Genomic DNA, 12,881 nt, shown 5'->3' with positions numbered 1-12,881 from the left:
AGAAGATTTCATCTTTTTGTAGACAACACCGAAAAATGGGTGCTATACTGCGAAGCTCTTGAGGCGCGTAGCTCAGCTGGTTAGAGCACCACCTTGACATGGTGGGGGTCGTTGGTTCGAGTCCAATCGCGCCTACCAAATTAGGTAGGCGTTACCTTCAAGTAACGTTGAAATAAGAAGCCCGGTAGATCGCAGATCTGTCGGGCTTTTTGCTTTCTGGGTTCGCCGCCACTGCGGCTGGGTCTGCTGATTCTGACCATTTGCCCCTCGTTCGCAGTCGCTGTGGTAGGCCGCAATTGCTTTGTTGCGCCGCCAGAAGTACCAATCGCCAGCCCTTGCGCTGGCTTTGTTGCGGCGAGAACTTATGATCCTGCGCTGGTTGCCCGAAGCCTAGGGAAGTGCAGTGTCAGAGATCCGTGCCTTGCTGTTGACCGACGTGGTCGACAGCACCCAATTGTCTGAAGAGCTTGGCGATGCCGTGATGGCAGAGCTGTGGACGCAGCATGATCGCGTTGCCCGTGACTTGCTGCCTCTTTGGCGTGGCCGAGAAATCGACAAGACCGACGGCATGCTCTTGCTGTTTGCCGGTGTCGAGGATGCGGTGCGTTATGCGCAGGCCTACCATCAGGCGATTGGCGCGCTTTCTATCCCGCTGACGGCCCGGGCGGGGCTGCATCTCGGGGCAGTGATCTTGCGAGAGAACAGCGCCGAGGATGTGTCGCGTGGTGCCAAACCTCTGGAGGTGGAAGGTCTAGCCAAGCCTACGGCGGCGCGCATCATGTCGATTGCGGCTGGCGGGCAGACGCTGCTGAGTGCGGAGGCGGTTGCCGAACTGAATGCCGACGATTTGGCCACCGAGTCGCATGGGCATTGGATGATGAAGGGCGTCTCTGATGCCTTGGAAATCTTTGAGGTCGGGCCGAAGCAGACTGTATTCAAGGCGCCGCTCGATGGTGAAAAAGTCTACCGAGTCACTCGCGTGGGCGAGCGCTGGTTGCCGGTGCGCGAGATTCCTAACAATCTGCCGCAACAGGGCAGCCGCTTTATCGGTCGAGAGCAGGAGCTGCGCGACATCAAGGAGTTGCTGGGCAGCGCTCGGCTGGTGACTTTGCTGGGCATGGGTGGCCTGGGGAAGACTCGCCTTAGTTTGCAGGCTGCGGCCGAGTTGATGCATCGATTTCCAGACGGCGTGTGGTTTTTGGACTTGGCGCCCATCAGTGACCCGGCACTGGCGCTGAGCGAGGCGGCGCAAGTTCTGGGTGTGCGCGAGGAGCCTGAGCGCAGTCTGCTGCAGTCGGTTTGCGCCTATCTGAAGACTCGCCGGGTCTTGATGATCTTTGATAACTGTGAGCACCTGATCAAGCCGGCGGCGGAGTTGGCTCAGGCGGTTGTCAAGGCGGCGCCATTTGTTCGCTTGGCCGCATCGAGCCGAGAGGCTTTGCGGATTCCGGGTGAGCATGCCTACCCGATCTTGCCGTTGCCACTGCCCAAGCCCGGCGACAAGTTGGAGACCTTGCTGCAATCCACGGCGGTGCGCTTGTTTGTTGATCGTGCGCGCGCCCATAAACCGAGTTTTGAGCTGACCGAGGATGACGCCCCAGCGGTGATCGAATTGGTTTCGCGCTTGGAGGGGATTCCGCTTGCGTTGGAGTTGGCCGCGGCAAGAGTGCGGGCCCTGTCTGTGTCGGAAATCAACCGTCGCTTGAGCGACCGCTACAAATTCCTCACCGGAGGTTCGCGCGTGCTGCAAGAGCGCCAGCAAACCCTGCGTGCACTGGTCGATTGGTCCTACGAAATGCTGCAGGAGAGCGAGAAAACCTTGCTCAACCGACTGGCTCCCTTCAAGGGTGGCTTTGATATGGACGCGGCCGAGGCCGTGTGCGGCGCCGAGCCGCTCAGTGCCGACGAGATTCTGGATTTGTTGACCTCGTTGATCGAGAAGTCCTTGGTGCAGCAGATCGAGCATCCCGGCAGTACGCGTTACAAGATGCTGGAGACGATTCGCGACTACGCGCGCGAAAAACTGTCTGAAAGCCATGAGTTCAATGATTTGCGGGTAGCCCATTGCCACTATTACTTTGACTTGGCCAAGCGGGCCAGGGATGGCTTGCGTGGCCCTCAGCAAGGGGCGTGGCTGACTTGCTTTGAGGATGAGCAAGACAATTTGCGCGCGGCCATGGCTCTGGCCCAAAGCGATGACGGCACGGTGGATCCCATCCTGACCGTCAAGCTGGCGGTGGCGCAGCAGAATTTCTGGGTTCTACGCGGGCATGCGGCCGAGGGTCGAGCGGCCGTGGCGGCCATGCTGGGCTTAGATGCGGTGCGCGGCTCGCCCATGGTGCATGCCCATGCACTTTACGTGGCCGCTGTGCTGGCCTGGAGTCAGAGTGACCACGCGGCGGCCTTGGATGCGCTGTCTACTTGCTTGGCGCTGCGCCGCGACCTGGCCAATCCGGCCTTGCTGGCGCCGACGCTGTCGACCATTGCCCTGGCTAAGTTGAGTGCCGGTGATGGCGATGGTGCGCGCGAGGCGGCACGAGAGAGCTTGCAGTTGTTCCAGCAATGTGAAGACCCGGGCAATCAGGCCATCGTGCTCTTGCAGTTGGGGCAGATTGATATCTTCCAGGGCTTGGGCAAGCTTGCGGGCGAGCAGCATTTGCACGATGCCTTGGCCCTGGCTCGCAAAATCAGGCATCCCGAGACCGAAGCCGAAGTCGAGTTGGCCTTGGGTCAAATCGCTTTCGATGCCGATGAGCCTGCGCAGGCAACGCTGGCCTTTGCGCGCTCCTTGAAGATCTGCTTGGCTGCAGGTGACCGGCGCGGCGCGGCCAATGCCTTGTGGTGGCAAAGCAAGCTGGATCTGCAAAGCGCGCTATTCGAGCAGGCGCGGGTGCATCTCGGTGATGCCTTGTCTGCCTTTCATGCCTTTGGCATGCGGGAGCAGTTGCTGGGCTGCTTGGAAGATCACGCGGCGCTGGCTTTGTTACTCAGCGATCATGAACTATCCGTGGGGCTGGCCGCGGCCACTGGCCAGCTGCGTGACAACGCTAAGCTGTGCCGCTCGGCGGGAGCAGAGCGTCGATGGCAGGCTTTGTTGTCGCAGATTCGAGAGGCGATGGAGACCGAGGCCTTCGAGTTGCATTGGCAGTCCGCGCTGAACTGGAGTTCGGACGAACTGCTGAACAAGGCCCTGGGGCTGACCGTGCGGGTTGCGGCTTCTTTGCACTGAGCAAAAAAGGCGATCAAAGGCCCCAAACGCAGCAAAGAGAGTGGCGGAGGCGGGCTTGGCGCTAGCGATCAGGCGGCGCGGCTGCTCCGCTGTTGCCTGTTCCTCACTGCACCCAGTACACCCAATGCGCCCAACACCAAGGCCATTGACGCGGGTTCGGGAACCTCTACGGCGTATTGCGGCGTCGATCCGTTCAGCGTCATGGTGATGCGGGTGTTGGCGCCCTTGTCATTGGTGTAGCTGATGTCTTGGCTGAAGCCGGGCTGGCCGTCCTTGCCCGCATAGCCTCCGAGCACAAAGTCCAGGGGCTTGCCATTGCAGTACAAACAGGTCAGCTGCGGCACGCCGGCCGCGTATTTGAAGCTGAAGTCATTGTTGCCCGCTGCTGCCACCGACTTGTAGGGGTTGGACTTGTAGACGTTGGCGCCCAGCAGTTTGGCGGCGAAATTGACGAAGGCCGAATTCGAGAACACCTCGGAATTGGTGTCCCAGCCCACCACCAGGTCATTCAGCAGCGTCAGGCCGTTGACCTTCAGCCCAAAGCTGGTCACCTTTGAATCGTTCGCTACATCGGCGTCAAACAGCCTGAGCGTTGCGTTGGCCTGGGTCTTGCAGGCGCCGCTCAGCGTGATGTGGCGCGTACCGGTGCCGGCTGGTCCCAGGCAGCTGTCTGCAATATTGAAAGCAATGCTTCCCGAGTAGGAGAGATCTGGCAGCGCGCTGCCGAACAAGGGGTCGAAGCTCGTGCTGACTGCACCTGCCTGCGCAGCGCTTGAAAAAACCGCGCAGGTCGCAACCGTGGCCGTCAGTGCGGCAGTTCTCGCTTGGGTCAGCAGGGCTCGAATCATGACGGAACTCCTTGAATATTGTGGTTTGCATGAGCTGGCGCCAAACTCAGGCAGGCCTTGGGTCGGGTGGCTCAGCTCAGTCGCGCAGCATGTCACAAACCCGCGCAGAAATCATCCGTACCGAGTCCCTCGCTTGCGGGGTCTAGGAGTCGTCAGCTGTTCAGATGGGGGTAGTTCCCCTCGGAGATGACGCAGCGGCGGGGCCGCGAGGTTTCGCGATCTTGGCATGCTGCCAGCCTGGGCTATCTTGCGCAGTGCTCTGCCGGCGGCTTTCTTAGCCTTGTTTTTCGCAGCTGTTGCTTCGCCGGGGTATTCCCCTTCTGGCGGAATCTGGGGGGCTTCTAGAATGATGCTGCACTCGCACAATGAGGAAGGGCCCGCTGGGGCTGCGCGTTTGAGCATGCGGCATCGGGCCGTGTCGCCGGACCAATCGATTAGGAGTTCTGCATCATGGTGACTGCCCGCAAGAGCACGGCAGCTGAGAAGGCGGGCGGCGCGCCGGAGCACGAAGGCACTGAGTCGACGGCCAACATTCGGGTCTTGAAGAAATACCCGAACCGCCGGCTGTATGACACCCACACCAGCAGCTACATCACCTTGGCCGATGTGAAGAAGATGGTGTTGGTCGGCCAGGCTTTTGAGGTGCGCGATGCCAAGACGGCCGAAGACCTGACGCGCAGCATCCTCTTGCAAATTATTTTGGAAGAAGAGACCGGCGGCGTGCCCATGTTCAGCACCAATGCGCTGGCCCAGATCATTCGCTTTTACGGCCATGCGATGCAGGGCGTGATGGGCGACTATCTGGAGAAAAACGTCCAGACGTTTGGTGACTTGCAGGCCAAATTCACGGAGCAAAGCCAGGGCTTGGCCTTCAGCCCGGAATTGTGGTCGCAGTTCCTGGGCGCGCAGTCGCCAATGCTGCAGGGTTGGATGGGTGGCTACGCCGAGCAGTCGAAAAACCTGTTCTCCCAGATGCAAGAGCAGATGAAGGAGCAGATGCAGCAGGCGAGTGCACTGTTCCCAGGTATTCCGGGTATGCCCGGCATGCCCGGATTCCCGTCCAAGAAGTAGTTTGTACAGGCTCGGCTGCAATAAGGTTTGGCGCCCTTGTCCGAACCGGCGCTGATGCTTTAGACCTCGCGGGGGTGCGGCGCTTTGCAAATGAGCGAAAATCCGCGGATGAGCGAAACCATCACCCCTAGCCCGACTGCAACTACTGCGGCGGCCGCTGCCCCCAAGATCGGCTTTGTCAGCCTTGGCTGCCCGAAGGCTTTAACCGATTCGGAACTGATCCTCACCCAGCTGCGGGCCGAGGGCTATGAAACCTCCAAGACCTTTGCCGGCGCCGACCTGGTGATCGTCAACACCTGCGGCTTCATTGATGACGCCGTCAAGGAAAGCTTGGACACCATCGGCGAGGCTCTGGCCGAGAACGGCAAGGTCATCGTCACCGGCTGCTTGGGTGCCAAGGCCGGCGCCAGCAGCAGCGATGCCGGCAGCCTGGTGCGCGAGATGCACCCCAGTGTGCTGGCCGTGACCGGCCCGCATGCCACGCAAGAGGTGATGGATGCGGTCCATACCCATGTGCCCAAGCCGCACGACCCCTTCATCGATCTGGTGCCCGAATCGCGCGGCATTGCCGGCATCAAGCTGACGCCCAAGCACTACGCCTACCTGAAGATCAGCGAGGGCTGCAACCACCGCTGCACCTTCTGCATCATCCCCAGCATGCGCGGCGATCTGGTGTCGCGCCCGATTGGCGATGTGCTGAACGAGGCGCGTGCGCTGTTCGAGTCGGGCGTGAAGGAATTGCTGGTGGTCAGCCAAGACACCAGCGCCTATGGCGTGGACGTCAAGTACCGCACCGGCTTCTGGGATGGCAAGCCGGTCAAGACCCGCATGCTGGACCTGGTCGCGCAAATGGGTGAGATGGCCAAGCAGTACGGTGCCTGGGTGCGCCTGCACTATGTCTACCCCTATCCCCATGTGGACGAAGTGCTGCCGCTGATGGCTGAAGGCTTGGTGCTGCCTTACCTCGACGTGCCGCTGCAGCATGCGCACCCCGACGTGCTCAAGCGCATGAAGCGTCCGGCCAGCGGCGAAAAGAATATGGAGCGCATCCTGCGCTGGCGCGAGACCTGCCCGGATATCGTGATTCGCTCGACCTTTATCGCCGGCTTCCCCGGCGAGACGGAAGAAGAGTTCCAGTACCTGCTGGACTTCATGAGCGAAGCTCGTATCGACCGCGCGGGCTGCTTTGCCTACTCGCCGGTGACTGGCGCCACAGCCAATGAGTTGCCAGGTGCATTGCCCGTCGAGGTGCGCGAAGAGCGTCGCGCCCGCTTCATGCAGATCGCCGAAGCTGTTTCCATCGACAAGCTGCGCGCCCGCGTTGGCGCCACCATGCAGGTGCTGGTCGATTCCGCACCGGCCCTGGGTCGCAAGGGTGGTGTGGGTCGTACCTATGCCGACGCACCCGAGATCGATGGCACTGTGCGCCTGCTGCCGCCTGAGAAGGCCAGCAAGACGCTCAAGGTCGGTGAGTTCACTCGCGCACGCATCGTCGCTGTGGAAGGTCATGATTTGATCGGTATGCCGATCTGAGCGACCTCTATCTGAGTCAGAATCAAGACGGGCTTTGGCCCGTTTTGTTTTTTCAGCGCCTCTTCAGGACCCCATCGTGAGCAAACACGCCCCAGCACCAGCCCTCGCATTGGCCACGCAGCAGATCCATCATCCCTATCAGCCACCTGAGGGGTGGGCGGCGCATCCGGTCGGCGTCTTCAAGGCCTCGACGGTGCTGTTCAAGAACACGGCCGATCTGCATCAATACCGCCCGCGTGACGGCAAGAGCTATCGTTATGGCCTGCATGGCACGCCGACCAGCTACACGCTTGGGGCACGCATTGCCGGCCTGGAGGGTGCCGAGCATTGCCTGCTGGTGCCCAGCGGCTTGGCGGCCGTAACCCTGGTGTCGCTGAGCTTGCTGCGCCCCGGCGACGAGGTGCTGGTGCCGGACAATGTCTATGGACAAAACCGTTATTTGAGTGAATCGCTGCTGCCGCAGTTCGGCATCCAGCATCGTTTCTACGACCCGCTGGATGTCGCGGCTTTCAGTGCCCTGATTACCGAAAAGACCAAGCTAGTCTGGTTGGAGGCGGCGGGCTCCATCACGCTGGAGTTCCCGGATCTGATCGGCCTACTGCGGGTCTGCCGTGAGCGTGGCATCACCACCGCGCTGGACAACACCTGGGGTGCCGGCGTGGCCTTCAAGGCCTTCGATTTGCTGCCTGAGACCGAGCCGGGCTTCGGCGTCGACATCGCCATGCACGCGCTGACCAAATACCCCTCGGGTGGTGCTGACGTGCTGATGGGTTCAGTCTGCACCCGCGATCTGGCCTTGCATGAGCGCATGAACTATATGCACGAGCACCTGGGCTATGGCCTGGGGCAAAACGATGTGGAGTTGGTGCTGCGCAGTCTGCCGACGATGGAGTTGCGCTATCGCGCCCAGGATGCGACGACACGCGCGCTTGCAGCTTGGATGCAGGCGCAGCCGGCGGTGGCCCAGGTGCTGCATCCGGCCTTGCCCGGCTCACCGGGCCATGCGCATTGGCGCGAAGTCAGCAGCGGCGGGGCGGCTTGTTTGTTCTCGGCCGTGTTCCAGCCGCAGTACAGCGCGGCACAGGTCGATGCTTTTGTCGATGCGCTGCAGTTCTTTGGCGTCGGCTACTCCTGGGCAGGCCCCATGAGCCTGGCCGTGCCCTACAACATGAGCCGCAGCCGCTCGCTGGGTCTGCCCTACAGCGACGGGCATTTGGTGCGCTTTGCCATCGGCCTGGAGGCCGAGGCTGATCTGCGTGCCGACCTGGCGCAAGCGCTTGAGGTCTTTAGGGCCTGAGGCGACTTCAGCTGCGCGACTTGGTCGCGTGGCGCATCAGCTGTCCTTTCTCGCGTTCCCAGTCCCGTTTCTTCTCGGTGTCGCGCTTGTCATGCTCGGCCTTGCCCTTGGCCAGGCCGATTTCGGCCTTCACATAGCTGCCTTTGTAGTGCAGGTTCAGCGGCACCAGGGTGAAGCCGCGCTGCTCGACCTTGCCGACCAAGCGCCGGATGTCGGCCTTCTTCATCAGCAGCTTGCGCGTGCGGTCGGCCAAGGGGCTGACATGGGTGGAGGCGGTGCGCAAAGGGTTGATGCGGCAGCCGATCAGAAAGAGTTCGCCGTCCTTGATCAGCACATAACCGTCGGTCAGCTGCACCTGGCCGGCGCGAATCGCTTTGACCTCCCAGCCTTCCAGCACGATGCCGCATTCGTGCCGCTCTTCAATGAAATAGTCGAAGCGGGCGCGGCGGTTTTCAGCGATCGGCGCGGTGCTGACAGCCGGCTTGGTCTTTGGCGGCGGTCGGTGGGAAGTGGCGGATGTGGACATGGAGCTCTATTCTTTTGCGCGTCTTGGCTGACTTTGCGAAGCCGGGTGGCCGCAGGGCGTCACGCCAATACAATCCCGCCATTGTATGAAGCATGTAAAGAAGTCCGTTTTGCTCTGGTACTCGCCCCGCGAGATGTACGACCTGGTGGTTGGGGTGGAGCGCTATCCCGAGTTTTTGCCCTGGTGCGAGCGCGCCGAGGTCTTGGCGCAAGATCAAGATGAGGTGACGGCTCGCTTGTCGCTGGCCTATGCCGGCGTTCGCCACGCCTTCACCACCCGCAACACCCACGAACGCGACCGCCGAGTCGGCATGCAGCTGGTCGATGGGCCGTTCTCGACGCTGGACGGTGACTGGCGTTTCCTGCCCTTGTCCAAGCCCGGTAGCGGTGCGGACGAAGGCGAGTTGGCCTGCAAGATCGAGTTTGAGTTGCGCTATGCCTTTTCTAGCGTGGCCTTAGAGGCCGTCGTCAGCCCCGTCTTTGACCGGGTGGCCAATACCTTTGTGGATCGGTTTGTCCAGCGGGCCGAGGCGGTGTATGGGCCTCGATGAAGCGCGCACGGCGATCCAGGTTGAGTTGGTCTGGAGTCCGCAAGCCGGTGATGTTCGCCATGTCTGGCTGAGTGCTTTTGCCGGCGAGTCGGTCGAAACCGCGCTGCGGGCTTGTCCGGCGTTTGCGGAGCAATTGCTGCGCTTGGCCGACTTGAAAATTGGTGTTTGGGGTCGGCTCAGGGCCTTGGATACGCCGCTGCGAGATCGCGATCGCATTGAGGTCTACCGGCCGCTGACGGTGGACCCCAAAGAGGCGCGCCGCCAGCGCTATCGGGACCGTGGTGAGCGCATCGTTTCGCGCCATCGACCGCTGGGCGGCAAGACCAGCCGCTAGGCTCGCTTCAGCGGCACTCGCTGTTCACGACGGTGCGGCTGCGTTGAATTTCTTCGGCACGCTGACGCTCGTCCAGCACCACTGCCTCGCCACGCTCATTGGGGCGGGTCAGGCGCACGCCGTCCTGCAACAGCTTCAGGTTTTCCTGGGCGCGTTGGCAGTTTTCGCGGCGCTGTTCGGCGACCTGTGCGTCGGCGGCCTTCTGCTTGGCCTCCATGTCTTTCTCTAGCCGCTTTTGTCGGGCTTGACGCTCTAACTCGGCCTTGCTGGGGGCGCTGGCCGCTGAGGCTGCGGCCGGCGCCGCGGTGGCGGTGCTGGCTGCTTGCCCATAGGGCACGATGACAATGTTTTGCACCTGCTTGGCTGGACGCTGCAAGATGTCTTTGTCCGGCGTGCCTTGCGGCGGCGGCAGGTCACTGAATTGCAGTTTGCCGCTGGCATCGCGCCACTTCCATTGCGCATGGGCCGGCAGCGCCGCGCACAGGGCTGCAATCAGAACGACGCTGAGGCGCCGAAGGGCAGAGGGGAAGCTTGTTTTGAGCATGTTTTGAGTGTATCCCTGCACCGGCTCGCCATGGGCTGGGCTCGGCTTCCGTATAATGCCGCTTTGCGTCTGGAGCTTCCCTTATGCGCCTACTCGGAAAAGCGCTCACCTTCGATGATGTCTTGTTGGTGCCAGCGTTCTCCCAAGTGTTGCCTCGCGACACCTCTCTTGCCACCCGGCTTTCCCGCAATATTCGCCTGAATTTGCCCCTGGTCTCTGCGGCCATGGACACGGTGACGGAGGCGCGTTTGGCCATCGCCATCGCGCAAGAAGGCGGTATTGGCATCGTCCACAAAAACCTCTCGGCCGAGCGCCAGGCGATCGAAGTCGCCCGCGTCAAGCGCTACGAGTCGGGCATCGTCTTGGAGCCTTTCACCATCACCCCCAGCACCACGGTGCGCGAGGTGGTGGAGTTGCAGCGTCAACACGGCGTGTCCGGCTTCCCGGTGCTGGAGGGCAAAAAAGTCGTCGGCATCGTGACCGGTCGGGATGTGCGGTTTGAAACCCGCATGGACCTGGCGGTGCGCGAGATGATGACCCCGGCCGAGCGCCTGGTCACCGTCAAGGAAGGCGCTTCGCTGGAAGAAGCCAAGGCCTTGATGCACAAGCACAAGCTGGAGCGAGTCGTGGTCGTCAATGACGCCTTCGAACTGCGCGGCCTGATGACCGTGAAGGACATCACCAAGCAGACCAGCTTCCCCAACGCCGCCCGCGATGCCCAAGGCAAGCTGCGCGTCGGTGCTGCCGTCGGCTTTGGCGATGACACCGAAGAGCGCGTCACCATGCTGGTCAAGGCCGGTGTGGATGTGCTGATTGTGGACACCGCCCACGGTCACAGCGCTGGCGTGCTGGAGCGTGTGCGCTGGGTCAAAGAGAAGTTCCCTGGCGTGGATGTCATCGGCGGCAATATCGCCACGGCGGCGGCTGCCTTGGCCCTGGTTGAGGCGGGCGCTGACGGCGTCAAGGTCGGTATTGGCCCCGGCTCCATCTGCACCACCCGTATCGTGGCCGGTGTGGGCGTGCCCCAGATCACGGCGATTGACAATGTCGCGACCGCTCTGCGCGGCACCGGCGTGCCGGTCATCGCCGACGGCGGCGTGCGCTACTCGGGCGACTTGGCCAAGGCCATCGCCGCTGGCGCTGATTGCGTGATGATGGGCGGCGCCTTTGCCGGCACCGAAGAAGCCCCTGGCGACCTGATCCTGTATCAAGGCCGCAGCTACAAGAGCTACCGCGGCATGGGTTCCATGGGCGCGATGGCCAAGGGTTCGGCCGATCGCTACTTCCAAGACACCTCGGCCAACAACCCCAACACCTCCAAGCTGGTGCCCGAAGGCATCGAAGGCCAAGTGCCTTACAAGGGCTCGGTGGTGCAGGTCATCTTCCAGATGGCCGGTGGTCTGAAGGCTTCGATGCACTACTGTGGTTGCGCCACCATCGAAGACATGCAGAACAAGGCCGAGTTTGTGGAAATCACTTCGGCAGGTATGCGCGAAAGCCATGTCCACGATGTGCAAATCACCAAGGAAGCGCCGAACTACCGTTCGGAATAAGCTGACAGCGCAGCACAGAACAGGGGCCTCGGCCCCTGTTCCACATTGAACAGCAAGCAGCCAAGCAAGGATTTCGATTGAGCGAGCAGCAAGAAGGCAAACCAGCAGTGCCGGCGGCTTCGGCAGCATCGGCGGCTAAGGGCCGCTCGGCGGGCATGGGCTTCATCATGGTGGCGGTGTTGATCGACATGATCTCTATCGGCCTGATCATCCCGGTGCTGCCGCCGCTGGTGGGCACCTTCACCAGTTCGCAAGCCGATCATGCTTTCTGGTACGGCGCCGTGGCTTTGGCCTTTGGCTTGGCCAATTTTGTCGGCTCGCCGATTCTGGGTTCGCTGTCCGACCACTTCGGTCGTCGGCCGGTGATGTTGATTGGCTTTTGTGGCCTGGCGCTGAGCTTTTTTGTCACCGCCATGGCGACGGCGCTGTGGATGTTGATCGCGGTGCGCTTGGTGAGCGGCGCCATGCAGGCCAACGCCTCGGTGGCGAACGCTTATGTGGCCGATATCAGCGCGCCGGACGAGCGTGCCAAGCGCTTCGGCATGCTGGGCGCCGCCTTTGGCATGGGCTTCATCCTGGGCCCGGTGATGGGTGGGCTGCTCGGCGCCATCGATCTGCATCTGCCGTTTTATGTGGCCGGCACCATGGCCTTGATCAACTGGTGCTACGGCTTCTTTGTCTTGCCCGAGTCGCTGAAGCCTGAGAACCGTCGCAAGTTTGAGTGGCGCACCGCCAACCCGGTGTCGGCCATCAAGAAACTGAACAAGCTCAAGGGCGTGGGGCCCTTGGTGTTTGTGATCGCTTTGTCGGGCTTGGCGCAACTGGTGCTGCAAACCAGCTGGGTGCTCTACACCGACTTCAAGTTCGGTTGGGGGCCTAAGGAAAACGGCTTGTCGCTGTTTGCCGTTGGCGTCATGTCGGTGCTGGTGCAGGGCTTCTTGTTGCCCAAGCTTTTGAAGGCTTTTGGTGCGCAGCGTTTGGTGGTGTTTGGTTTGCTGTCCAGCGTCTTGACCAACTTTGTTTGGGGCGCGGCGACCGAGGGCTGGATGATGTACGCCATCATCGGCTTCAATGTGCTGGGTTTTGCGGTCAGTGCGGCCATCCAAAGCTTGATCTCCAATGCGGCGGATGCCAACAACCAAGGCGAGACCATGGGCGCGGTGTCCTCGCTGAACAGCATGATGGCCGTCACCGCTCCGGTGGTGGGCGCCGGCTTGCTGAGCCTGGTATCGGGTCTGCCGCGGGGTGATTGGCGCATCGGTGCGCCGTTCTATTTCTGTGCTGCCCTGCAGGCCCTGTCTTTGTTTTTCGCGTGGCGGCATTTTTCGCGCACGCGTGCGGTGGCCGCAGCGGCCCCGGTTTAAGTTCTATTTCAAGTCCGATTTCAAGAGAGTTC

The 12,881-nt window shown here is 61.6% G+C and carries 11 protein-coding genes and 1 tRNA gene; 9 read left to right on the top strand and 3 right to left on the bottom strand.

The genetic code is table 11. The features are described 5' to 3' along the window. The first annotated feature begins 61 nt into the window (after positions 1-61). Together WG899_RS07200 and WG899_RS07195 are read left to right on the top strand one after the other, a co-directional pair. Positions 62-138 (top strand) — tRNA-Val (locus WG899_RS07200). Between the two features lie 265 nt (positions 139-403). Next, positions 404-3,229 (top strand): winged helix-turn-helix domain-containing protein, encoded by a 2,826-nt coding sequence (locus WG899_RS07195; protein WP_339594949.1) that lies wholly within the window; start codon positions 404-406, stop codon positions 3,227-3,229. Positions 3,230-3,297: 68 nt separating this feature from the next. Here WG899_RS07195 and WG899_RS07190 read toward each other — a convergent pair whose 3' ends face one another. Further along, positions 3,298-4,077 (bottom strand): PEP-CTERM sorting domain-containing protein, encoded by a 780-nt coding sequence (locus WG899_RS07190; protein ID WP_339594948.1) that lies wholly within the window; start codon positions 4,075-4,077, stop codon positions 3,298-3,300. A gap of 450 nt (positions 4,078-4,527) precedes the next feature. Between WG899_RS07190 and phaR the strand changes: the two genes are divergently transcribed. From phaR to WG899_RS07175, 3 genes are all read left to right on the top strand, one after another. Continuing rightward, positions 4,528-5,148: a polyhydroxyalkanoate synthesis repressor PhaR gene (gene phaR, locus WG899_RS07185; RefSeq protein ID WP_339594947.1), complete on the top strand. Its 621-nt coding sequence runs from the start codon at positions 4,528-4,530 to the stop codon at positions 5,146-5,148. 108 nt (positions 5,149-5,256) lie between these two features. Further along, the gene (gene rimO / locus WG899_RS07180; RefSeq protein WP_339594946.1) at positions 5,257-6,681 is read left to right on the top strand and encodes a 30S ribosomal protein S12 methylthiotransferase RimO; all 1,425 of its coding nucleotides are present in this window, start codon (positions 5,257-5,259) and stop codon (positions 6,679-6,681) included. Positions 6,682-6,757: 76 nt separating this feature from the next. Beyond that, positions 6,758-7,978 (top strand): PLP-dependent transferase, encoded by a 1,221-nt coding sequence (locus WG899_RS07175; RefSeq protein WP_339594945.1) that lies wholly within the window; start codon positions 6,758-6,760, stop codon positions 7,976-7,978. A 7-nt stretch (positions 7,979-7,985) separates the two neighbouring features. Here WG899_RS07175 and smpB read toward each other — a convergent pair whose 3' ends face one another. After that, a complete protein-coding gene (gene smpB / locus WG899_RS07170) occupies positions 7,986-8,504 on the bottom strand; it encodes an SsrA-binding protein SmpB (RefSeq protein WP_339594944.1) in 519 nt (172 codons plus the stop codon). An 85-nt stretch (positions 8,505-8,589) separates the two neighbouring features. Here smpB and WG899_RS07165 point away from each other — a divergent pair, with 85 nt between their 5' ends. Next, on the top strand, positions 8,590-9,054 hold the full coding sequence (locus WG899_RS07165) for a type II toxin-antitoxin system RatA family toxin (protein ID WP_339594943.1): 465 nt from the start codon (positions 8,590-8,592) through the stop codon (positions 9,052-9,054). Further along, positions 9,041-9,388 carry an RnfH family protein gene (locus WG899_RS07160; RefSeq protein ID WP_339594942.1) on the top strand — a complete coding sequence of 116 codons (348 nt, stop codon included), beginning with the start codon at positions 9,041-9,043 and terminating at the stop codon, positions 9,386-9,388. Before WG899_RS07165 ends, WG899_RS07160 begins: the two co-directional genes overlap by 14 nt. Before the next feature lie 7 nt (positions 9,389-9,395). Here WG899_RS07160 and WG899_RS07155 read toward each other — a convergent pair whose 3' ends face one another. After that, the gene (locus WG899_RS07155) at positions 9,396-9,932 is read right to left on the bottom strand and encodes a DUF4124 domain-containing protein (protein WP_339594941.1); all 537 of its coding nucleotides are present in this window, start codon (positions 9,930-9,932) and stop codon (positions 9,396-9,398) included. A gap of 83 nt (positions 9,933-10,015) precedes the next feature. Between WG899_RS07155 and guaB the strand changes: the two genes are divergently transcribed. Continuing rightward, entirely contained in the window at positions 10,016-11,485 is a 1,470-nt protein-coding gene (gene guaB, locus WG899_RS07150) for an IMP dehydrogenase (protein WP_339594940.1), read from the top strand. 77 nt (positions 11,486-11,562) lie between these two features. Further along, positions 11,563-12,849, top strand: coding sequence for a TCR/Tet family MFS transporter (locus WG899_RS07145; RefSeq protein ID WP_339594939.1), 1,287 nt, complete (start codon positions 11,563-11,565; stop codon positions 12,847-12,849). Positions 12,850-12,881 lie beyond the last annotated feature (32 nt).

This window comes from Paucibacter hankyongi, assembly GCF_037482915.1.
In the GTDB taxonomy this organism is placed as follows: Bacteria; Pseudomonadota; Gammaproteobacteria; order Burkholderiales; family Burkholderiaceae_C; genus Paucibacter_A; species Paucibacter_A hankyongi.
The sequence above is the reverse complement of the archived record's forward strand: the minus strand, read 5'-3'. Positions and strand labels throughout refer to the sequence as shown.

What these genes read in the sequence shown, in the direction of transcription:
- WG899_RS07165 (WP_339594943.1), top strand. Translation starts at nt 8,590, where the DNA reads ATGAAGCATGTAAAGAAGTCCGTTTTGCTCTGGTACTCGCCCCGCGAG.
- smpB (WP_339594944.1), bottom strand. Translation starts at nt 8,504, where the DNA reads ATGTCCACATCCGCCACTTCCCACCGACCGCCGCCAAAGACCAAGCCG.
- WG899_RS07155 (WP_339594941.1), bottom strand. Translation starts at nt 9,932, where the DNA reads ATGCTCAAAACAAGCTTCCCCTCTGCCCTTCGGCGCCTCAGCGTCGTT.
- WG899_RS07190 (WP_339594948.1), bottom strand. Translation starts at nt 4,077, where the DNA reads ATGATTCGAGCCCTGCTGACCCAAGCGAGAACTGCCGCACTGACGGCC.
- phaR (WP_339594947.1), top strand. Translation starts at nt 4,528, where the DNA reads ATGGTGACTGCCCGCAAGAGCACGGCAGCTGAGAAGGCGGGCGGCGCG.
- guaB (WP_339594940.1), top strand. Translation starts at nt 10,016, where the DNA reads ATGCGCCTACTCGGAAAAGCGCTCACCTTCGATGATGTCTTGTTGGTG.
- WG899_RS07160 (WP_339594942.1), top strand. Translation starts at nt 9,041, where the DNA reads ATGGGCCTCGATGAAGCGCGCACGGCGATCCAGGTTGAGTTGGTCTGG.
- rimO (WP_339594946.1), top strand. Translation starts at nt 5,257, where the DNA reads ATGAGCGAAACCATCACCCCTAGCCCGACTGCAACTACTGCGGCGGCC.